Genomic DNA, 22,067 nt, shown 5'->3' with positions numbered 1-22,067 from the left:
TACTGTATTGGGTATTAAGAGACCTCCCAGGGTAAGTTCATTCACTTTCTCCTCATATATCTGCCACATTTATTCCCGTTTCATCCGGAGATATTTTGGACTTTGTTTTGTTCTGCAAACTCGTCCTGAAACGGAAACCTCGAATGTGATTCGTGTACCTCAGACCGAGGATTTGCCTAGGGCTTCCTTCAGATTCCGCGTCACCACGGACACCCTTGCCTTCGGCTAATGGTTCGCATATCCCAACGCCCATAGCGGACTTGCACCGCCTAGTTAATGAACATGCCTGGCACACAGAAAAAGCTTTACTCCATATTGAAGTAAAGCGCCCGATTGCTGAAGATGCAAAAATTATAAAGAACTTCAAAAATTGATCTTTAGTTATTGTGCTAATGTAAAGTTGAAACAAGGAAAAAGTGCTGTAGGGACCTTTTGTTAACCATATCCAACTGTTTGTTGAGGCTAGCCGATTATATTATAACCTGAATCTACATATATAATTTCACCTGTAACTCCTCTAGATAGATTACTAAGCATTGCGATAGTCATATCGCCCACCTCTTCTTGTGTTACATTTCTTTTTAAAGGTGCAGATTCTTCAACTTTATGAAGTATTTCGTTAAAAGAACCAACTCCTTTAGCTGCAAGTGTGCGAATTGCTCCAGCAGAAATTGCATTAATACGAATATTCTCTTTTCCTAAGTCTAATGCTAGATATTTTACTGATGATTCAAGAGCTGCTTTTGCTACTCCCATAACATTATAGCCACGGACAACCCTTTCAGCTCCAAGATAACTCATTGTAACGATGGAGCCACCTTCAGTCATAAAAGGTTTTGCTTCTCTTGCAACAGCTATTAGTGAATACGAGCTAGTATCTTGAGCAAAAGCATACCCAGACCTTGAAGTATTTATAAAATCCCCTTTTAAATCTTCAGAATTTGCAAATGCAACTGAGTGTACAATCCCGTGGATAGTTCCTACCTTTTCACCAATTTCTTGAAAGGCATCTTTAATACTTTCATCATTATTTACATCGCATTGTACGATTAATTGAGCAGAATGGTTTTTTTCCATTAATAACTTATTTAATTTTCCAAGTGAACGTTCTAATCGATAGGTAAAAACAAGATTAGCACCAGCTTTATAAAGTGACCTAGCCACACCCCAAGCAAGGCTACGCTCATTTGCAACCCCCATTATTACAATATTTTTACCCTTTAATTTAAGCAAATCTTCCATTTTGTCCTCCTAGTTGACTTATAGGTAATATAGTTATATCTAGTCTTAATACCAAGTACTAATTTTACTATATCAAATTTCCTTATTAAATTAAACTGCCATTTAGTTTAAGTGTAAAGCTTCACAACCCTAGGATATTTCCTCAATAATCTGGCCCTTTAACGGAACAACTTACTGTCACTCAACAGTTCCTTAATCGACCTTTCAATTCAGTTGTTCTTTTCCTTTTCACTATAAAAACGCCCCTTTAGATATCCATATCCAAAGGGGTAAAACGGTACATCTTTATTTCAAAGCCACAACAGGAGCTGCTTCTTGTATTTGGTCCCAAATAGGACATCACAAAATAAAAAATGAAAAATTAGAAGACATTTCTCCTTAATGTATGAAAATAGATATAATCATACATATGAAACATTGAAAATATTAGATTAATAAAATATGATGGTATTATCATACTTTTAATGTACGATATTGTATTAAAAAAGAGAGATTTTTCATGAATGAAAAAAATGTTCAACCACTCCGAACGGTAAAAGAAGTTGAAGATATGAAATGGGCTTTAGGGAGATATTGTTCAGAAAGAGATAAATTTATGTTTACTTTTGGAATTAACATCGGTTTACGTGTATCCGATATTGTTCCATTGAAAGTGAAAGATATATTACATAAGGAACACATTATTATTAGGGAAAAAAAGACAAAGCATACTAAAACAAAAAATAAAGTCAATCGTTTCAAGATTCCTTCAAAACTAAGAGAAGAAATTGAAGACTATACAAGGAATATGGATCCAGAGGATTATTTATTTCCATCCAAAAAAGGTGGCCATATTACTCCCACACAAGCTTACCGTAGTTTAATCAAAGCAGCCGAAGTTTTAGGTAGAGATGATATTGGAACACACACAATGAGAAAAACTTTTGGATACTTTTATTATCGTAGAACTAGAGATCTAGTTTTTCTACAAGAAATTTTTAACCATAGTGCCCCCAGTATTACTAAACGCTATATAGGTATTACCAGGGAAGAAATTGATGAATCATTAGAAGATTTTTATCTCTAATGTATATTTACTCTCTTATTGAGTCTTCCATTTTTTGAGGTTCATAACGATACATTAATCGTTCACCCACATGATTGTAAAGTTTTCCAATAGGCAATACCTCTACCTTTATTATAAAATGGATATTTCTGAAAAAAGTGCCTTCCCATACATGATTTAGGAAGGCACAACATAATTTTTATAATAAGGCTTTGATTCCCTTTTCTTTGACCGCCTTTGATATTTCTGCGATTTGCTGCTCTTGATTTAGAAAGAACATGGCAATGGCGGATTCAATATTATAGTCCAAAGCTTGTTTCAAATTCATCATTTCATAAATTTTATTAATGGTAACCTTTGTGATTTTTGATGCTGAGCTAGGAACTGTAGCAAGTTTTTCTGCCATTTCTATAGCTGCATCCATAAGCTTTTCATTGGGTACAACCCGATTGAATATACCAATACGATGTGCTTCCTGTGCATCAACCGTATCCCCCGTTAATAGGAGTTCTTTTGCCTTTCTCATTCCAACAATCCAAGGCATCATAAGGGCCGCAGGAGCTGCACCGAAACGAATTTCCGGCATCCCGACCATGGCAGTTTTCGAAGCGATAGCTAAATCCGCAGAAAATACCCAATCGGCTGCCACTCCATAGGCATATCCTTCAACTGCGGCAATAACTGGTTTCTTCAAATCCCACATTTTTAGAGCTACTCGAAAAAACGTTTCCAATTGTGCTCGGTAAACTTCAGATGGCTCATCGCCAATAGGAGTTGGTAAATCAAACGATTCTTTAAGATCCGCTCCAGCAGAAAAGTTTCCTCCTGAACCCGTGATAATAACTGCCTTTATTTCTGGATCTTTTTCAGCTTGATCTAAGGCATTCCATACATCTTTTGTCATTTGTTCAGTTACAGCATTCAGTTTTTTAGGGCGATTTAATGATATCACTGCCACTTTATTATTTTTCACTTCATATAAAACGGTTTCAAATGTATTTACTTGAGAATTCATCTATACACACACCTTTTTAATTTATAGTTTAATATCAATTACTATAATCCTTTAATTAAGCAGAAGGAGTATCAGTATCTTCAATTAAGGTTAGTTTACTTTCTGAGGTTGATGTTAATTTCTTCTTCATGAATACATAATACAATATGCCGGAAAATAGCATACCTGTAAACCAAGTTACATCTATCCCTTTAATCAAATCTGCCAATGGACCTTTATACAGTGAAGTATCGATAAAGGGAATCTCTGTGAAAACCCCTATTGTATAGGCTAAAATACTTAACCAATTAACCTTTCCATACTCTCCATTTAGGTCAAAAATTGCTTTCACATTATATTTTCCATGACGTACAAAATAGTAATCTACAAGGTTAATCGAAGTCCATGGAATTAATACATAGAGCAGTAAATTTACAAAATTGGAGTAATAATGGATAAAATCTCCTTTTCCAGCAAGAGCTAAAGTTGTAGAAATTATAGCTATACATACAACTAACGAAGCTCGAACTTTAGTCGTTCCTCTTAATTTAGTAAATGGTTCCAAACATGTTATTGTTGCCATAAACGCGCCGTATAGATTAAAAATATTGATATCTAGAACTCCTAAAATAAGTACTAAATAAACAATTACAGAAAAAGGGCCAAATAGGTTAGCAAGATTCATACTGGAATTATCGAGAAATTGTGGTATCGAAGCCGTAAAAAACACTCCAAGAACCATCATCCATATAGAGCCCATTGATGTACCCCAAAAGCTATAATTAAAGGTTTTTGTAGCCGGAGTATCTGAGGGTAAATATCTTGAATAGTCTGCAACGTAAGGTGCCCAAAATAGCTGCCAGGTTAAAGCTATTGTAAATACCATAGCAAATTCCTTAAGACTAAATTGGCTAATGGCCCAACTATGTTCGGGCAATGGGAGTTTGAAGGCCAAAAATGTTAGAATTGTATAGACGGCTACAAATATAATCGTGAGATAACGCTGTATAACATGTATTAAATCATATCCATAGATTGTTCCTACACATACGATAACAGTTGAGATAATCAGTGCCACATTAACTGGTATGTGAAACAAAGCAGCTATCGCTTGTGCACCAAGTAAACCACTGGTCGCAAAATAACCTATATACATTACAATCACAACTAGGAGTGGGATTACAGCGCCAATAACTCCAAATTGAGCACGACTTTGAATCATTTGCGGAATTCCAAGTTGAGGGCCTTGCGCTGCGTGTGAGGCCATAAATAAGGCCCCGAACAATGTACCTAAAACAATAGCTATAATACTCCAGAAAACATTTAGGCCATAAGTAATTGCTAAAGCACCCGTTACGAGAGTTGTCATATGGATATTTCCCGAAAAGAAAATGGAAAATAAGTTACTTACCTTCCCATGCCTCTCAGATTCGGGGATGTAATCTATGGTATACTTTTCAATTTTCACGCATATCACTCCAAATAAGTGTCGTCTACTACCGTTTATTTAAGGGATAAAAATTAAGAGGTTTTTATTCAATTATATGAATACTGTTGTAGAAATAGCGTTCCACGTCCTCTTCTAGGATATCTATTAATGAATTCGGATTCCAATATGGTTTTCGATCTTTATCTACTAATACTGCACGAACTCCTTCATAGAAATCAGGGCATTTCATAAAATTCATCGCTACGTTCTTTTCCATGTCAAAACATTCACAAAGTTGCTTTCCTTTTCCTTTTTGAAGTTGACGAAGTGTCACTTTAAGTGAAGTTGGTGACTTAGGGAGGATAGTATTCACTGTTTTGTCTGCCCATTCATCACCTTTATCTGCAGCTATTTTTAGTGAAGAAATAATGTCTTCTATTGTTTCAAATTGAAAGTGTTGATCAATCCTATCCTTCATAGATGTCAATAATGAAGAGGGAACTGGAGAAGGTGGACTATATTGTTTTAATAGTTGATCCATTTCTTGCTGTGCCGAATCAAGCGACCATCTTTTTTCTTGTATTGCTTGCATTAATTTTGGCCAACCCTTACTTTCCAAGTAGTAATCTGCTGCACCGACGTATAACACATCAGACGCTTTTAAAATATTTGCTGTTAAAGCAAGATAACGTCCAATATATCCAGGCATTTGATTTAAAAAATAACTCGCTCCAACATCCGGAAAAAAACCAATATTCATCTCAGGCATCGCCCACTTTGTTGTTTCAGTTACAATACGATGCGATGCACCAATTGAAAGACCAACACCACCACCCATAACGATACCGTTCATATAAACAACAACAGGCTTTGGATAATGATGAATTTCATAATCCATCGGATACTCGGTTGAGAAAAACTGTTCGGCATATGCTTCAACTCCATTTTCTTTTAAATCATATAGTGTACGCATATCACCACCTGCGCATAAACCCTTTTCTCCTTCTCCGTAAATGCATATTAACGCAATTCGGCTATCTTGCTTCCATTCTTTTAACTGTTTATAAACAGCAGTCACCATTTCAACATTTAATGAATTTAATGCACGAGGCCGATTCAGCCTAATCCAGCCAACACCATTTCGAGCTTCTGTGATCACACTTTCTTGAGTAACCAACATACATCACCGCCTTAACTGTTTTTTTACAGGAGAGTTCTATTAAAATAAAACTCTCCTGTACTAGATTAATAACGTGCTGTTAGCATTTTCTTTCTTGTATAAAAGGCAACACCATCTTTTCCGTTTGCATGAAGGTCACCATAGAAGGAATTTTTATATCCTGAGAATGGAAAGAACGCCATCGGTGCTGGTACACCAAGGTTAACACCTAACATGCCAGAATCTGCTTCTTCACGGAATTGCCGGACCGCTTTTGCGCTGTCCGTATAAATGCATGCACCGTTAGCAAACTCTGAGTTATTCGTAATCTCAAGGGCTTCATCAAGGTTTTGGGCTCGGACAATGGATAATACCGGTGCAAAAATTTCATCCTGCCAAATCTTCATGTCTTGTGTAACATGATCAAAAATAGTAGGCCCCACAAAATAACCTTTTTCATCTGCATGATCTTGGCGTCCGTCGCGTACGAGGTGTGCTCCTTCTTCTTCTCCGGTACGAATGTAATTTTCCGTACGTTCTTTATGTGCATCACGAATAACCGGCCCTAAGAAGACACCCTTTTCTAATCCATTACCCATTTTTATTTCATCTGCTGCTTTTTTAATGCGCTCAACGAGCTCATCTGCAATATCACCAACTGCCACAACCACTGAACAAGCCATGCAGCGTTCTCCTGCTGATCCGAATGCAGCACCGATAATATTACTTACAGCGCTATCTAAATCCGCATCCGGCATAACGATTGAGTGATTTTTTGCCCCGGCAAGTGCTTGGACACGTTTTCCATTTGCAGCAGCCGTTTTATAAATGTACTCTGCAACCGGTTGTGAACCAACAAAAGAAACCGCTTTTACATCTTTGTTCTCAAGAATTCCGTTTACAACACTATGTGCACCGTGAACAATATTGAAAACACCGTTTGGAAGTCCTGCTTCCTTAAACAGTTCCGCAAGACGATTGGCAAGTAATGGTGTACGTTCGGATGGTTTTAACACAAATGTATTACCACAAGCAATCGCAAGCGGAAACATCCAGCACGGTACCATCATTGGGAAGTTAAATGGTGTGATTCCTCCGATAACGCCTATAGGATAGCGATACATACCAGATTCAACACCTGTTGCAATGTCCGGAAGCTGCTCACCCATCATTAATGTTGGAGCACCTGCCGCAAACTCGACACACTCAATACCTCGTAGTACTTCTCCATATGCTTCTTCATAGCTTTTTCCGTTTTCAATGGTTATAAGTTGGGCCAACTCTTTCCAATGTTCGATTAAAAGCTGCTGATACCGGAATAAAATTCGGGCACGACGAGGTACTGCTGTTTTACTCCACGTTTTATACACTTCTTTTGCAGTTGAGACTGCTTGATCTAGATCTTCTCGAGAAGAAAGAGGAACATGAGCAATGATTTCGCCTGTTGCAGGGTTCGGTACCGCTTCAAACTTGTCAGTATTTGCAGCTACCCACTCTCCGCCAATAAAGTTTTTTAATGTATTTACACCCGTAGCCATTACCATCAAAAAAACTCCCCTCTAATCATAAATTTATAGTTTACTGCTGTTGACATCCCTACTGAAATCATAATGGTAGCATGTTTCATAAAGATCCATAATCTCTTCAAACGCAGGTACTTTTGGATTGTTGGCGGGACTTCCGCTTGCAATTGCGTCGTGTGCCATTTTCGAAAGCGATGCTTTAAATGGCTCCTCATCAATGCCATATTCCTTCATGTTCGGAATATTTAAATCAAGACAAAGCTTTCTCACTTCATGAATGACAATCTGTGTAAGCTCTTCATTTGATTTATCTTTTGCTTCAGTAACAAGCATCCGACCGATAACAGCAAGACGCTCTACTGCAGCTTCTTTTGTAAATTCAAGTACTGCCGGAAGCAGCATTGCATTTGAAATGCCGTGCGGAACATGAAAGAGTGCACCAATTGGACGTGACATGCCGTGTACAAGGGCAACAGATGCATTTGAAAACGCTATTCCCGCAAGCATTGCCCCATGTGCCATTTTCTCTCTTGCTTCAATATCATGACCATCATTATATGCACGGCGAATGTATGTCATAATGTTTTCAATTGCTGATAAAGCTAATGTATCAGTGACTGGCTGTGCTTTTTTCGAAATGAAAGCCTCGATTGCGTGACAAAGTGCATCAATACCTGTCGCGGCTGTAACACCTTTTGGACAAGAAATGGTGAGCTTCGGATCAACAATCGCAACCTGAGGTAACAGTTCAGGTCTTGAAAGCATCATTTTCACATCTGTTTGCGTATCTGTGATCACTGTTACTTTTGTGACCTCTGAACCGGTTCCTGCCGTTGTGGGAATTGCAATTAAAGGTAACGGCTTACTCTCAAACTGTTTTTTTTTGCCGAAATAATCAGCGATTGTTCCCTCATTGGTCCTTAAAACAGCAACAGCCTTTGCAGTATCAATACAGCTTCCTCCACCAATTGCGATAATGATATCGCATCCTTCATTCATACATTCTTCTAAAGCTTCTTTCACATGAATATCAGTCGGTTCTGTATCTACGCCTAAATATTTTCCATATGGAATCCCAGATTCTTCTAAATATGATTCACAATTAGCAACGTTACCCAGTTGTTGCATGATTGCATCGCTTATAATAAGAGCTTTATTACCAAGCTTTTTGGCTTGTTTACCAACTTCTTGAAGCGCTCCACTCCCATATATTACGGCATTTGGCATTAAAAGCTCGTATACCTTATCACTCATGAAACCCCTCCTCAAGTTCTGTTGATATACAGAATCTGCTTCGCATATCGTTTCATCCATTCCTTACTTGTCTTTAAATTCAGCCTTCCGCTTTTCAATAAAAGCGTTGACTCCTTCTTTCATATCCTCAGTTGTAAACAACTGCGCCCAGAGATCTGCTTCAATTTCCAAGCCTTCATCTAGTGTTGTTTCCAAGCCTTTATTTACAGCTTCAATGGTTGCTGCAACAGATGGTTGACTTTTATTAAGGGCAATAGCTTCAGCAAGCTGTTTTGCTTCATTCATTAACTCCGAAAGAGGTACCGATTTGTTTACTAAACCAATATATTCTGCTTCTTTCCCACTGATAAATTGACCGGTCAGAATTATTTCGAGAGCCTTCGACTTATTTGTAAGGCGTGCCAGACGCTGTGTACCTCCAAATCCAGGAATTAATCCTAAGTTCAGCTCAGGTTGTCCAAGCTTTGCTTCATCTGCAGCAATACGCATGTGGCAACTCATGGCAAGCTCTAAACCACCGCCCAAGCATGCTCCGTTAATTGCCGCAATGACCGGCTTTTTAAGTTGTTCAATTTTATTTAAGACAGCCTGTGCATTCACAGAAAGTGCTTTTCCTTTTTCTTCACTATCAAATGCTGGTACAAATTCCTTAATGTCAGCACCTGCCACAAAGAATTTTCCTTCTCCTGTAATCACGATTGCTTTTACTTCCGGTTCACTTGCCACATAATCAATGCTTGCTGATAAGTCACTGATCGTTTCTGAACTCATCGCGTTTGCCGGTGGGTTATTAATCGCAATATACGCAACACGATTTTCCACTTTTAGATTAATATTTTTTAAATCCTTTACAGTTGTTGTCTCCATTTTTTCCCCTCATTTCATATTTATCGTTAATAAAGCGTTCTTATGCGCTTACACTATCAGCCAATTAGTATATCATTTTGAATGGAACTAGTTTTTTTGATTGATGCAAGGACATCGAGTGCCATTACTCCTTTTCCTTTTGTACGGATACGTAATGGATTTATTTCAAATTCAACAATTTCTTCATAATGTTTTTCCGCCATGTTCCCCATTTTCACAATGGCATCAAGCAATGCGTCTAAATCAAGCGGCTGCTTACCACGGTATCCATTAACGTTCTTCCATAGAGCCTCGATGCTTTGAACCATCTTTTCTGCCTTTTCGGTTGTAATTGGTGGAACAGCAAGAACAATGTCTTTCAACAGTTCCGTATAAATCCCGCCCAGTCCAAAAATGACAATCGGCCCGTAACGCGCATCCGTTTTATAAGAAAGAATCGTTTCAAATCCATCATTTATCATGGTCTGGACCAAGAAATTTGGTGAGTTTAAGTTTGTCATTTTATTCCAAGCTTCTCTTAATTCCTTCGCATTTTGAAGATTGAGTGCTACACCTCCAACATCTGATTTATGGGCTAATCCCTGTGCCTTTAATACAACTGGATAACCAATCCTTTCTGAAAACTCGATAGCTTCATCAATGTTTACTACTACTTGTTCAGGTGGTGATAGAAAACCGTTATCTTCAAGAAGCTTCCTGCCACCGTCATCATGAAGTAAGATAGGCTGTTCTTCAAAAGTGACTTCATTAACGGAATAGATCGGCGCCTTTTCTCTTTTCGCTAAAAAATCCTTATACTGGAACAATGCCCGGCATGCAGCCAATGCGTTTCGAGTACCTTGTATGGCGGGAATGTCCGCTTTATCTAAAATCGACAGGACACGCGGATCAAACTCGGTATGAATGTGTGCAAAATAGACAAGAGGTTTTTCTGTGTTTTTTCTTAATTGGGCAAGGTGTTTAGCCGGCGTACCTGTAAAACTAAATTCATGGTCCCCTTGACCGATCGGCGCATCAATCGCAACTGAAACAATGCCGATATTAGGATCCTTGGCAAGGTATTCTAAGCACGTTTTTGATACTTCTGAAAACTCTTTATTACTTTTCCCCCAAGCATCAAGCGGATTGGAGAATGGCGCAAGTTCAGGCAATTCGTTTTGTAGCTCCCGCTCGATTTCTGCTGATAATTCTGGAAAATCGATACCATACTCTTCAGCTAGATCAAGAGCTATGCCAGCTTGTCCTCCTGATACAGTAATGGCGGATAACGTGTTTTTTGGAGGTAGATACGGCTGCGAAAGCATTTGTGCCGCTGCGACAGCTTCATCGATATCACTAACGAAGATGACGCCATGCTCCTCAAGCACATGTTTCTCAACTTTATAGTCACCAGCAAGTGCTCCGGAATGCGCATTTGCCATTGCTGATGATTTTTGTGTTTTACCAGTTTTCAATGCAATGACAGGCTTTCTGTATTCGCTGCATAAATCAAGCGCTTTCAAAAAATGTTCATGGTTGCGAATAGCCTCAATATATAAAATAATGACGGATGTTTCTGGATCTTTTGCAAGCACTTCGACGTAGTCACTCATTTTAAGATCCGCTTCATTTCCTGTCGAATAAATTCGACTTAAGCCTAGACGTGAAGCAATAAAGGCATCAAGCACTGAACCACTTTGTGATACGATCGAAACCGGCCCTTTTCGAAGCGGTTGCTGCGGTCTGTGTAATGTTCCAATATAAGGAGTAAATTGATTATGCATGTTGAAATAACCCATGCAGTTTGGCCCGAAGACTCTCATCCCCGTTTTTTCTGCTTCTTTAAGAATTGAATGTTGAATTTGTTTGCCTTCTGGACCGCTTTCGCCATATCCTCCACCTGGAATGACGAGAAGTTTTGCCCCCATTTCACCTGCAATACAGGTAACATCCATCATCAAATATGGATTAACAAGCCCTACAACGACATCGATTGGCTTACCAATTTCCTGAAGTGTATTGTAACATTTCATTCCGCTAATTTGGTCATACTTTGGATTGATTAAGAAAATATCCCCTTTAAATCCAAAATTCATTAAATTCTCCATCATTACACGACATGCGAAACGTTTATTTGCACCAACAATTGCGACAGATTGAACGGGACGTAATAAAACCTCAAGGTTCTGCCCTTTCATATGTGCACCTCTTTTCATACTTTTCTTCATTTAATATTTTCACTACTTTCATTCACACCCGTGTAATCATACAACTCCTCCAATCAAATAGCTAAACATAATTGATTGAATATTTATAATTTAATTATATTTCTATTTTTTTGACCAGTCAATATAATTTTGAGCTGTTAATATATTTTTTTAGACATTAATACCGAAACCTTATTTGTTGGGATTAAATTTATTATTTTGTCTGGTCAATTTTTTGGTGTATAATACAAATAAAAAAAGGATGGTGATTTTCTATGAGCAACCGAGCTGAAAAACGACGAAAGCAAATTTTACTCGCTGCCTTTCAAGCTGTATATGAAAAAGGTTATGACAGCGTTACCCTACAGGATATTGCTGATTATGCTGAGGTTAGTAAAGGTGTGACAAGCTACTATTTTGCTAATAAAGAAGACGTGTTTTACCACCTTCTTGAATGGATAACGGCTAAAATTTACCAAAATGAACACAAGGCTATTAACGAGGAAAAAACCGCTCTAGGAAAGCTACGTGCTTATGTTAATGCTGCCTTTTTAAGCCCAAATGAAAACCGTAAGTTTTACCGGGTTTACCTTGAATTTCTCGCAAAGGCCAATCATAATGATCAATTTCGCAAAATAAATGATCAATTTTATGAAAACTGTTGGTCAATCGGACGAGAAATCATACAACTCGGTCAAAAAGAAGAAACCTTTGCTAACGTTGATATTAATAAAGCAGCCTATGTTATTCGAGCGTTAATTGACGGGTCTCTTATTCAATGGCTGATGCGAAATAATGATGAACTGCATAAATTCTACCGCGATAATTGCTTTGAAACGATCTCCAGCTACTTAACAAATATAAATATTCAAAATACTGATCAACTGATTCCAGAATCATCGAATGAAAAAAAAGGACTTATCATATAAAGTGAACTGTGCCCTGTTGTATGGACTGTTTATAAAAAAACTTTGTTTCAGCAGTCAAAACATTTGAGCTGGGGAAAACTGTGATAGCATTTCTCGCAGTAGGACCGGCGGAAAAGATAACGATCACATTTATCAACTTTGATCCATGAACATTAATTAATTAAACAATTAAGAAAAGCGCAAGCGTCTTGCTCAGAATCGAAGGATGCATCGAGTAGGAATGCGCTTTTTTGCATTCGAGGTGGTGAATGATCCTCTTGTGTTAAATTGTTCTTAATTCTTGGATAAGCCGTTTCATGAATACTTGGCATATAAATAAACCTCCTTTGACTTGACATAACATCATTAACAACATTGTATACCAGGAAAAGAAGGTTTCCTTACGCTGCTTCTATAAACGTTTAACTCGTCCATTAAATTTCTTTTGCCAATATCCTTTTGACATATCAGCAATAGCAACCCCTGTATTAGTTTGGGCTCCAATAAACTCCCATCACCGACATATATTCCGACATGACCATCAAGCCCCCTAGAATTTTTTGAAGGACTTTCAATTAAATTTATTCCCGACCTGTTAATTGTCCGACAAACTCTACATCATCTATTTTCCAGCCTTGCTTTTTCACATAGATTAAGGACGTTTTAACAATCACAGTCTCCGTGTTACTTACACCATTAAACTCTGTACTGAGATTAAATTCATTAAAGAATTCAGATTCTGTCTTTGAGGATTGATATTCAAAAGGCTTTAATCCTACCATTGAAGATTGAACTGATTGGTCCGAATTCGGAAGTTCCGTGCCCGAAGGTTGGGTTGCCTTATATCCTTGATCGGTCATGAAAGGCTTAATATTCTTATATCGTTCTGCAGTCGTTTGGTAGGTAAAAAAGGTTGTTAGAAATTTTCGGTTTACCTCTAATGTTTCCGTGTTTTGAATAGATGATAAAGAAGCGATCTTCTTCTCATAGTTGCGTTGGTTCGCTCTGACTTCTTGTAATTGTGTACGTAAACTGAAGGCATACACAATAAAAACGGCAGCAGCGATAAATCCAAGCATTAGTAAAATGTAATTTTTCTTTTTATTTGGTTCCATGACGTCTCACCTCCATTACTGAATCCGTCTAAAACCTAAGAAGGGATACAAGCTTTTCCATTGTTCAACAGAAGAATAGGACGTTCCACCACCGCTATTCGAATTAATAAATTTCCCATCTCCCACATACATTCCGACATAGGAAGCTCCTGGTTTGTAGGTAGAAAAGAAAACTAAATCGCTAGGCTTAATTTGATCTTCAGGAACGGGTATCGTTTTGTCGTATTGTGATTGAGCTGTCCCAGTCATATCAATTCCAACTTGTGCGAAGGCATATTCTATTAACCCTGAACAATCAAATCCTCCTGCTGCTGGTGTTCTACCACCCCACACATAAGGTCGGCCAAGAAACTGATTCATAATAGCAAGGACTTCCTCCACATCAAAACGTTGGGTACCGTCACCTACAACGACAACGCTGTCATTTCCACCATTGTAATAGCGAAGCACATGTTCCACATATTTCACGTCACCGTATCGGGACCACCCCATTTTAGCAGCCATCAACTGACTAAATTCACTAGCTGTTTCTTTGGAATATCCTCCACGCTGTAATGCGTAATCAATAAAGCCATTCCCGAAGTTGTATGATTGCAAAGCTAGGTTGATATCGCCTTTGGCTTGCTTCATCACCTTTGCAAAATGTTCCACTCCGATTTGAATCGAATATTCAGGGTCAGTAATGGTTCCAGGAGGAAGTCCAATTGATTCCGAGGATTGCATCACATCTAACTGCCGTCCACCGGACTCCTGTTGAATGAGGGCCATGATCAATCCGACATATTCTCCAATTCCATTTTGTTCGGCATACTTCCGAATTAAAGGCTCGTATCTCAAAACATCAGCTGACACTTTAGCTGTGCCCCCGGATCCTTCTCCCGACATTTCACCTTCAAACTGATTCTCACCGCCCAAGCTAATAGAAATAAATAAAGCGATTCCGAAAATAGATGTAAGAAGAAGAAGGATACCAGTAGTAATCCAAGTAAGAGGGTTTTTAAGAACGGCTATGGTTTTAGCAACTTTTACACCTTTCTCTAAAACACCTTGCATAGGCTCTCCTTTCTAAAAGCAGTTCTGACGCAGTGAAACAAGTCATTGTTCATGAAATAAAATGTAATTGCGTCATAATACTTTTCTCCAACATTATTTTTTAACGGAAGACAAGTTCTGTAATAAATATAAACATAAAAAATAGCCACTCAAAAAGTGGCCGTTTTGTACCGCAGATCTTTGCCGACTATAATAAATCTCTCTTGTGTATGAGTGGCCCAAAAAAGAACGATTCTTGCCGTACCCCTAAACGGCTTTCTTTTTTTAATGCTCTTAGCCATGAATCGATATAACTAGCGCTATTTTCTAAAGTGCTGTTATCAATACCAGCCACTCCACACAACATCGCCGCACCCATTTCCGCTACTAATTCCTCTTTCCTTCGAATACACTTCGTCCCCAAAAGCCACACCTTGTGTCGTGACGCCTGGGCGTGCTATGCGACTTTGATGTCCGGTACTGTGAACGATTTCATGCAACAGGGTGCAATAGTATTCTTCCGGCACTTTATAATCTTTTAAGTGGAGGGCAATTGATTCTATCCCATGTCGGATAATATACGGCTTTTCCAGAATGAAATGTGTAATCAGGACCATTCATATATCCCTTAATAATTTCCTCTGCCTTTTCAATGGGGTCATGATCAAAGGTTTCATTACTTCTTTTACTTTCTAAACCTGTACACTGTTTATTAATCTCCCAGATTCGATAATAAAAAGGTTTGGCAAAAGTCTTTTTTTCCCCTGTTTCTTTGAAAGGCGGTAATGTTGATGTAATTGGCTTATTTCTAGTAGGAGCCATTGCAGCAACCCTATTGTTATATATTACTGGTTTTAACTATATTTATCTTCTCGTGTTTATTGTCGCAATTGCCTTGTTCATAGTTTATATCAGCAAGGATTCCAAAGCTTTCATTGGCATTTCATTTTTCCAAAACAAGCGTTTTATCTCTTTGTTAGCAATCGCTTTTGTTATTTACTCAGTGCAATTAGCGTATATTTTCTTGTTTCCGTTTCTCCTTGAAAAGCTTTATAATTTGAATCTTGATACCATTTCGTTATTACTAATCCTGGCTTATGTCTAAGCCGCCACTGTTGGGGCACTTTCTGGAAAAATTGCTAGAGTATTAGGAACCAGGCAATGTATCACTATTGCAATGGCTGGTATTACCACCAGTCTATTGGTAGGCGGATTTTTTATACAAAGTTCTGTGATTGTGTTCGTAATTTCCATGATTTTATTCTCTAGTTCGTTTGCGTTTATGTATGCTCCGATGATTGATTCATGCATTAGTACTATTGCGAAAGAAAACTCGGGAACAGCGGTCGGATTTTATAATTTGATTCTTAATGTAGCTGCTTCCATTGGTATAGCCTATACAGCAGCAATGATGGATCACTCATCAATGAGAGGAAATATCCTTGAATATCTAAATAATTCGGACGCTTCCTTATATAGTAATATTTTATTGGTTCTTTCACTCATTACTGTTTTCAGCGCATTCCTGTATTGGGTTTTAGTGGGGCGATTTTCCAAATAAATGTTTAAAATGTGATCTAAAACCTTATATTAAATGAAAAGGAGATACTTAAAACAAAGTGTCTCCTTTTCAGATTCAGCAGAGAATGGTATGAAGCAATATATTTTCTAAAATGGTTAAGTGAATATCAAAATTATTCTATGACCCCAGATTCCGTAATGGCTACATCTGCATGGACATTTACTTTTAGATTTTGATAGTCAGTTGCCCACTGTTTAAAATTGAATTGCCTAGTGTTGCTTTTTACAAAATGCCCATATCCTACTGGATCAATATTTTTTTTCTGAAACCCTTTTGTTAATTTTTTACATTCAACTTCAATTTTCTTTTGTAGTTTCTTTTCGATTTCTTTAATTTCCTTTGGTGTAGCACTGTTGCCGGAGTATTCATTTAAGATAGCTTTAATCTTAAGCTGCACATTTACTGTAACGGGATCTCTCGATGCAAGCCGCATTTTGTATTTTGAACGGATGCTTTCAATGGCTGCCAAATCTTTGCCCATGTTCACCTTTAAGGTTCCTTGACTATATTTGTCAACCAGCAGCTTGAAATAGAACATTTTCTCAGCTGGAATGGTTTCCACGACTTTTCCATACCGAAAAAAGCTGATTCCGCTTATTTCAATCTGATCCTTTCCAATTTTTCTTAACTGCGGGAGATAAGGTGTTTTCCCCAATTGATTAAAATCAAATAAAAAACGCTGAAGGTTTGTTTTGGGCACATCTTTTGTTTTCATATTATGGCGAATGAGATTGGATAAATAAACGGCATTTCCTCTTTTTCCAAACTGACCTTCAACAAAATCCTTTGCTTCACCCTCTGTTACAGCGAGGTAAAGGCCGGCACCTACGCTGGGATCCCGTTGAAACGAATCAATGAGGTCTAAAATTCCTTTTTTTCTCGCAAGCCGTTCACCAAAAAGGACTACTTTAAGACTTCCTGTCACGATCGGATCTGAAGATTGACGCTGCACATCTCTTAAAAAATCTCTGCTTAACATAGAAGAGGCCGTAAAGGTATTATTTTCAACGGCTTTATCTGGCAAATAGATAGGTATTAATGCCGTTCCGCGTATCTTATCACCAACATAATCATAAGCGCTTCCCGTTTCGAGATTAACATCATCTAAGATCTCCTTTTGTACACACCCTACAAGAACTGTGGTTAAAATTAGTAGGGATATCATGATACTTTTCATTTTTTCTTCACCTTCTTCACAATAAGAATCAGAAAAAAGAGTAATGGGATGTACCCGTAGTTAATCAAAAAAGCAATTTTTCCTGTATAGTCGGTCAAGGTGTGAATTTGTTGCCGGGTCTTTAAAAAATTAATGGTGATTAACACGACCATTGCTAATATAAGGACCCCATATTTTTGCTTCATGTTGGTCACCCTTTTTACAATGCGGCTGGCACACCATAGGGCAATACAGAAATTGGGGAGAATGATGATATTCCAATTGGCGATGCCAATGTATTCAAATCTCTCCACAAAAGGCATTTCCACTATTTTCCACATTGTCAACGTTGCCCAGACATTCTTTTGCAGCTGTCCCTCTGAAAAATAGGCAAAGGTTACAATAGTAAGAAACGTATAAAGAAAAGTGGTAAAAAGGACACCCAGATGAGCCCATTTTTTTGATTTTTGTGGTTCTTTAATAAACGGGTAAATAAACAATAGTATCTCATAGCCGAGATAAGTAAGCGACATTTGATAAGATGCGATAACCAGATCCCTAATCGAGTGATCAAAGATTGGAAGTAAATTTCTTAAATCAGCATAAGGGATGGTAAAGAAAAAAGTGAATATTAGATAGGCTGGAAGAACAACTCCAAAGAATGCCACTCCTGTTACGGTTCTAAACCCTCCGAAAATAATATAGATAGCTAAACTACAAAAAGCCAAGGAATACCAAAAAGTACTCATATCCTGAAACATCCACACTTGTACGACCTCAATAAAGGTCCTAAGCACCGAGACACAGATAAGTAAAAAATATAACACAAATGGCAGAGATAGGAGTTTGCCCATTTTCTTTCCAAATACGAAAGTATGAGCTGATACAATATCCCCATTGGCTGTTTCAGCGATTTTGTAAATCATCCATAGAATGATATGGACGCTTAAACCAGCAATAACTACCGATATCCATGCATCATATCCTGCGGTCTGAGCGATAATGCGCTGATAGCCAAGGACACCTATGCCAAACTGCATAGTGTGGACTAGAAAAAAAACTAAAAAAGGCGATATTTTTGCTTTTTCAGGCACTAATTGTTCCATATCCCAACACCCGCCTCCTATTCATCAATATCTCTTTTTTCCTTTTTTTCATTAAGAGAAAAACGAACAGGATTTTGTGTCCGTAAATCTTGTGGCCTTTTGGATTGTTTGCTGAACGGAAGCCTAATAAGCGAATCCTTCAAATCCGTCATTCTAGGTGGATAGATTGGTTCTAAAAAAGGCCTGTTAAGGGAAGTAAGCCTTATTACGTGTGTCATTAACAGACAAAAACAAAAAACGATTCCAAGCAGCCCCCACAATTCTGCAAAAAACAAGAAAGGAAAGCGCAGTAACCGAATGGCGTTGCCCATTTTATAAACAGGTGTCGTAAAAGATGCTAATGCTGCCAGCGCCACGATGATTAGGAGGACGTTACTTGTCAGTCCGGCTTCAACAGAGGCCGTTCCGATAACGATACCGCCCACGATACCAATCGTCTGGCCAACCTTAGTAGGAAGACGCGCTCCCGCTTCCCGAAGCAGTTCAATCGTCAGTTCCAAAAAAAGTGCTTCCAGAATGGGCGGGAGCGGTATTTCCCGGCGGGAGGTAACCAAAGTGTTCATTAAATCCTTTGGTATCAGTTCGTAATGGTAGGATAAGGTCGCTACATATACAGGCGTTATTAAAATAGAAAAGGCAACGGCGAAAAGCCGGATCAGCCGGAAAAAAGAGGATAACATCCAATTTAAGAAATAATCCTCAAAGGAACTGAAGAATTCAACCAGTGTTGTTGGCGCAATCAATGCTTGCGGTGACCCATCAACAAGGATAGCAATTTTCCCTTCTGCCAGAATGGCTGTCACCCTGTCTGGACGCTCCGTATCCAGAAGTTGGGGAAAAGGGGAATTTTTATTATCAGATATGATTTGGACGATATAGGAACTATCCGTAATAGCATCAAATTGGATACCTTTTATCCGTTCCCTAATGGTTTTGACATTGGTGGGATCGGCAATGCCATCAATGTGCAAAACGGATATTTTCGTTTTAGAAAGAGAACCCACTGTAAAATCTTCAATAATAAGTTCTTTCACGGGGAGCCTTTTACGAATGAGGTTGATATTTTGCTCTACTGATTCGACAAAAGCTTCCTTCGGGCCGATTACACTAAATTCAACCTCCGGCGTTGTAATGCCGCGGACAAGCTCTTTTTGGGCGGCCAAAAACGCAAAGTTTTTTTTGTCTGAATCATGTGTTAATAGTACATATCCATTAAACAATTTCTGTTCGATTACGCTTGGATCGTTGCTAATTTGCACGTCAGCTATCGCGATAAGTTTCTTTACATCTTCGATTGTTTCGAAGGGTTTCTCTAGTAAATAAGGAAGGGCATTCTCCTGCAAAATGCTTTCGTCAATTAGCGTAGCAATAAAGGAAAAAGAAAACTGAGTGTTTGTTGGTTGATTGATATAATAAACTTGTTTAAAATCGTTTGAGCGTTTGAGATATTGTTCGAGTGATTCTTTTTCATCTGTTTGTCCCTGTTTTTTTGTAAACCAGCCCATTATCGTTTTCACCGCCGTATTCAGCATTGTATTTACTATTTCCAATGCTGGAAGGATTATGAATTACAATTAGTAGTCAGATGAAAACTCATTTTGAGCACTATGAACCTTTGTTGTTCATATTCAATTCATATATTCTTTGTATAATCATGTTTGTAATAAGGAATGGGATATGTTAATTACCGACAAAGATAGAAAGGATGTAAGTTAATATGTCAGAAGTGAAGCAACATAAAGGCTGGGGTCAATTTATTCAATTGGTGCTACGAACAAAACCATCAAAGCTTTTTAATGAAGGGAAGAACGACCCTCATTATCGCCCATCGTTTATCAACTGTCATTGATTCTGATCAAATTATCTTTTTCGAAAAAGGAAAAATTACCGGAAGTGGTACACACGAACAACTTCTACAAACTCACTCTTTGTATCGTGAATTTGCCGAGCAACAATTACGATTAATAGAACCTGCGTAATATCTCGGAAGGATGAGGATGAATGACGAAAATAATAATTGTCGATGATGACTGCTATATTCGAGAACTTGTCCTCCTTTTTTTAAAAAAGGAGGGATTCGAGCTTTATGAGGCTTCTGATGGTATAAAGGCATTGCAATTGATGGAAAAAATAAAGGTAGATTTAGCATTCATTGATATTATGATGCCAAACATGGATGGCTGGGAATTATGTCGAGAGCTTCGGGAGTTCAGTGATATTCCGATCTTAATGTTAACCACCAAAGGAGAAACAGCGCAAAAGGTGAAGGGGTTTGATCTCGGGGCGGATGATTATCTTGTTAAACCATTTGACCCGATTGAGTTAGCCGCACGAGTAAAAGCATTATTAAAACGGTATAAAATAACCGTTTCACAAACAATCAATATTGATGAATTTAAGTTAAAACGGAAATCACATGAAATTTCTTTTAAAGGGCGGGAATATACCATTCCGTTGAATCCGGGTTAAATGAAAATGTTGTCCCTTTTTATTGTCGCTCCCAAAACGCTGGCGGTTCAATCCCAAGTAACCGTAAGTAAATAAAACCTTGGCCCCGATTATTCATACAAAATAACTTTATACACATACGAGTAAAAATGATTTAATAACAAAATTAATCAATTATAAACGCAGAATTTGAAAAGATGAAAGTACAATATAAGAATGTGAGTATATAAAGACCGGGATTAACCGATTTTCCTTATTAGGAAAATTATTATGTTACAATCGTTATTCCTAGATGACGTTTATTATCATGGCCACATAACAGAGTTCGAGGAAGAAAGAGATGGTTTTTGGGTACGATTGGATGATGATCCTGACCGTGAGAATTTTTTTCATTTTGGTGATATTGATACAGTTTTTAATAGTGATAAAATAGCTTCATTAGAAGATATACATAGAGAAAATGAGCAACACAACATCAAAAAAGCGATTTCTAGTTTAAGAAATCGCCTTTTTCGGCTAGTTTTTCAATATGCTCACTGAGTGTTTGATTGATGTCTCTCGTTTTACCTGTTTATATATCTCTTCATGGAATTAACTAGGAAACCACCTTTAAATTTTCTTGGCTCTTAGGAGATGATGAAAGCATTAGGCTCATATTCTCCTATGGTATTCATGACTTCATTTTCCCGATTTCGTTTGGTTAAGATTTCTAGTTGGTATCGTTTAGTGTTCTACCGGCTGGAAGGTTAGAAAGCTTGCGCTGTTTTACGATTCGGAAGGCAAAAGGGAAAAATCAACAATAAAAGCAGCCGTTTCGGCTGCTCTCCTTTTGTCTTTTATTCTTTTAATCTTTTGATTTTCCGATTTTCGGCTCGTTTGGTATGGCGGCGTTAGCCGTAAATGGAACAGGAACCTACGGAATGTAGGTGTAGGTGTTAGCCATACAGTCCGTTGGTTATCGGTCCATTTAATGCCGAAGCGACACGTACGGAATGACAGAAAGGGTGCTATCAAGAAGGTG

Annotated in this window: 22 protein-coding genes and 4 pseudogenes; 7 read left to right on the top strand and 19 right to left on the bottom strand. The window is 38.0% G+C overall.

What is annotated here, in order from left to right:
• Positions 1 to 462: 462 nt before the first annotated feature.
• Positions 463 to 1,242, bottom strand: a complete 780-nt coding sequence (gene fabI, locus J7E66_RS31260) for an enoyl-ACP reductase FabI (RefSeq protein WP_285289275.1) — start codon at positions 1,240 to 1,242, stop codon at positions 463 to 465.
• Positions 1,243 to 1,741: 499 nt separating this feature from the next.
• On the opposite strand from fabI, the gene J7E66_RS31255 reads away from it, so the two are divergent.
• Complete coding sequence (locus tag J7E66_RS31255; RefSeq protein WP_215007921.1) at positions 1,742 to 2,308, top strand: tyrosine-type recombinase/integrase; 567 nt, start codon at positions 1,742 to 1,744, stop codon at positions 2,306 to 2,308.
• Between the two features lie 178 nt (positions 2,309 to 2,486).
• Here the strand turns inward: J7E66_RS31255 and J7E66_RS31250 are convergent, their stop codons facing one another.
• The 7 genes from J7E66_RS31250 to J7E66_RS31220 form a co-directional block, all read right to left on the bottom strand.
• The gene (locus J7E66_RS31250; RefSeq protein WP_215007920.1) at positions 2,487 to 3,302 is read right to left on the bottom strand and encodes an enoyl-CoA hydratase/isomerase family protein; all 816 of its coding nucleotides are present in this window, start codon (positions 3,300 to 3,302) and stop codon (positions 2,487 to 2,489) included.
• A gap of 55 nt (positions 3,303 to 3,357) precedes the next feature.
• Positions 3,358 to 4,749, bottom strand: coding sequence for a purine-cytosine permease family protein (locus J7E66_RS31245; protein ID WP_215007918.1), 1,392 nt, complete (start codon positions 4,747 to 4,749; stop codon positions 3,358 to 3,360).
• A gap of 64 nt (positions 4,750 to 4,813) precedes the next feature.
• Positions 4,814 to 5,890 (bottom strand): enoyl-CoA hydratase/isomerase family protein, encoded by a 1,077-nt coding sequence (locus J7E66_RS31240; protein ID WP_215007916.1) that lies wholly within the window; start codon positions 5,888 to 5,890, stop codon positions 4,814 to 4,816.
• Between the two features lie 65 nt (positions 5,891 to 5,955).
• Complete coding sequence (locus J7E66_RS31235; RefSeq protein ID WP_215007914.1) at positions 5,956 to 7,413, bottom strand: CoA-acylating methylmalonate-semialdehyde dehydrogenase; 1,458 nt, start codon at positions 7,411 to 7,413, stop codon at positions 5,956 to 5,958.
• 27 nt (positions 7,414 to 7,440) lie between these two features.
• Complete coding sequence (locus J7E66_RS31230) at positions 7,441 to 8,646, bottom strand: iron-containing alcohol dehydrogenase (protein ID WP_215007912.1); 1,206 nt, start codon at positions 8,644 to 8,646, stop codon at positions 7,441 to 7,443.
• Between the two features lie 63 nt (positions 8,647 to 8,709).
• Positions 8,710 to 9,513: an enoyl-CoA hydratase gene (locus tag J7E66_RS31225; RefSeq protein WP_215007909.1), complete on the bottom strand. Its 804-nt coding sequence runs from the start codon at positions 9,511 to 9,513 to the stop codon at positions 8,710 to 8,712.
• Positions 9,514 to 9,569: 56 nt separating this feature from the next.
• On the bottom strand, positions 9,570 to 11,690 hold the full coding sequence (locus tag J7E66_RS31220) for an acetate--CoA ligase family protein (protein ID WP_215007906.1): 2,121 nt from the start codon (positions 11,688 to 11,690) through the stop codon (positions 9,570 to 9,572).
• A gap of 284 nt (positions 11,691 to 11,974) precedes the next feature.
• Between J7E66_RS31220 and J7E66_RS31215 the strand changes: the two genes are divergently transcribed.
• Positions 11,975 to 12,628: a TetR/AcrR family transcriptional regulator gene (locus J7E66_RS31215; protein WP_215007903.1), complete on the top strand. Its 654-nt coding sequence runs from the start codon at positions 11,975 to 11,977 to the stop codon at positions 12,626 to 12,628.
• Between the two features lie 391 nt (positions 12,629 to 13,019).
• Here the strand turns inward: J7E66_RS31215 and J7E66_RS32225 are convergent.
• The 6 genes and pseudogenes from J7E66_RS32225 to J7E66_RS31195 all read right to left on the bottom strand — a co-directional run.
• Positions 13,020 to 13,150: pseudogene (locus J7E66_RS32225) on the bottom strand (NlpC/P60 family protein); the annotation flags it as partial.
• A 38-nt stretch (positions 13,151 to 13,188) separates the two neighbouring features.
• Positions 13,189 to 13,722 (bottom strand): hypothetical protein, encoded by a 534-nt coding sequence (locus tag J7E66_RS31210; protein ID WP_215007900.1) that lies wholly within the window; start codon positions 13,720 to 13,722, stop codon positions 13,189 to 13,191.
• 15 nt (positions 13,723 to 13,737) lie between these two features.
• The gene (locus J7E66_RS31205; protein ID WP_215007897.1) at positions 13,738 to 14,775 is read right to left on the bottom strand and encodes a bifunctional lytic transglycosylase/C40 family peptidase; all 1,038 of its coding nucleotides are present in this window, start codon (positions 14,773 to 14,775) and stop codon (positions 13,738 to 13,740) included.
• A 187-nt stretch (positions 14,776 to 14,962) separates the two neighbouring features.
• Positions 14,963 to 15,178, bottom strand: a complete 216-nt coding sequence (locus tag J7E66_RS32220) for a zincin-like metallopeptidase domain-containing protein (protein WP_251033231.1) — start codon at positions 15,176 to 15,178, stop codon at positions 14,963 to 14,965.
• Positions 15,096 to 15,371: a zincin-like metallopeptidase domain-containing protein gene (locus tag J7E66_RS33040; RefSeq protein ID WP_374103909.1), complete on the bottom strand. Its 276-nt coding sequence runs from the start codon at positions 15,369 to 15,371 to the stop codon at positions 15,096 to 15,098. Before J7E66_RS33040 ends, J7E66_RS32220 begins: the two co-directional genes overlap by 83 nt.
• The gene (locus tag J7E66_RS31195) at positions 15,283 to 15,576 is read right to left on the bottom strand and encodes a hypothetical protein (protein WP_215007925.1); all 294 of its coding nucleotides are present in this window, start codon (positions 15,574 to 15,576) and stop codon (positions 15,283 to 15,285) included. Before J7E66_RS31195 ends, J7E66_RS33040 begins: the two co-directional genes overlap by 89 nt.
• Here J7E66_RS31195 and J7E66_RS33125 point away from each other — a divergent pair.
• A complete protein-coding gene (locus tag J7E66_RS33125; RefSeq protein WP_483861504.1) occupies positions 15,497 to 15,859 on the top strand; it encodes a hypothetical protein in 363 nt (120 codons plus the stop codon). The genes J7E66_RS31195 and J7E66_RS33125 overlap by 80 nt on opposite strands.
• Before the next feature lie 72 nt (positions 15,860 to 15,931).
• Positions 15,932 to 16,315, top strand: coding sequence for an MFS transporter (locus J7E66_RS33120; protein ID WP_251033230.1), 384 nt, complete (start codon positions 15,932 to 15,934; stop codon positions 16,313 to 16,315).
• Between the two features lie 133 nt (positions 16,316 to 16,448).
• Here J7E66_RS33120 and J7E66_RS31185 read toward each other — a convergent pair whose 3' ends face one another.
• Genes J7E66_RS31185 through J7E66_RS31175 form a run of 3 tightly spaced genes read right to left on the bottom strand, consistent with a single transcriptional unit; the run spans position 16,449 to position 20,103 of the window.
• On the bottom strand, positions 16,449 to 17,513 hold the full coding sequence (locus tag J7E66_RS31185) for a Ger(x)C family spore germination protein (RefSeq protein ID WP_215007893.1): 1,065 nt from the start codon (positions 17,511 to 17,513) through the stop codon (positions 16,449 to 16,451).
• On the bottom strand, positions 17,510 to 18,598 hold the full coding sequence (locus J7E66_RS31180) for a GerAB/ArcD/ProY family transporter (RefSeq protein ID WP_215007890.1): 1,089 nt from the start codon (positions 18,596 to 18,598) through the stop codon (positions 17,510 to 17,512). The genes J7E66_RS31185 and J7E66_RS31180 overlap by 4 nt, the downstream gene beginning before the upstream one ends.
• Before the next feature lie 17 nt (positions 18,599 to 18,615).
• Positions 18,616 to 20,103, bottom strand: a complete 1,488-nt coding sequence (locus tag J7E66_RS31175; protein WP_215007923.1) for a spore germination protein — start codon at positions 20,101 to 20,103, stop codon at positions 18,616 to 18,618.
• 288 nt (positions 20,104 to 20,391) lie between these two features.
• Here J7E66_RS31175 and J7E66_RS31170 point away from each other — a divergent pair.
• From J7E66_RS31170 to J7E66_RS31160, 3 genes and pseudogenes are all read left to right on the top strand, one after another.
• Positions 20,392 to 20,577 (top strand): annotated as a pseudogene (locus tag J7E66_RS31170) (multidrug ABC transporter permease); the annotation flags it as partial.
• Positions 20,578 to 20,599: 22 nt separating this feature from the next.
• A pseudogene (locus J7E66_RS31165) lies at positions 20,600 to 21,055 on the top strand (response regulator transcription factor); the annotation flags it as partial.
• A 261-nt stretch (positions 21,056 to 21,316) separates the two neighbouring features.
• On the top strand, positions 21,317 to 21,586 hold the full coding sequence (locus J7E66_RS31160; protein WP_215007885.1) for a hypothetical protein: 270 nt from the start codon (positions 21,317 to 21,319) through the stop codon (positions 21,584 to 21,586).
• 23 nt (positions 21,587 to 21,609) lie between these two features.
• Here J7E66_RS31160 and J7E66_RS32210 read toward each other — a convergent pair.
• Positions 21,610 to 21,777, bottom strand: a pseudogene (locus tag J7E66_RS32210) (DUF2179 domain-containing protein); the annotation flags it as partial.
• A 34-nt stretch (positions 21,778 to 21,811) separates the two neighbouring features.
• Positions 21,812 to 22,067 (bottom strand): hypothetical protein (locus J7E66_RS31155; protein WP_215007882.1); only part of this gene is annotated, 256 nt, incomplete at its 5' end.

Source organism: Bacillus sp. ISL-7, from assembly GCF_018613065.1.
This window is presented reverse-complemented; position numbering and strand designations above follow the sequence as displayed.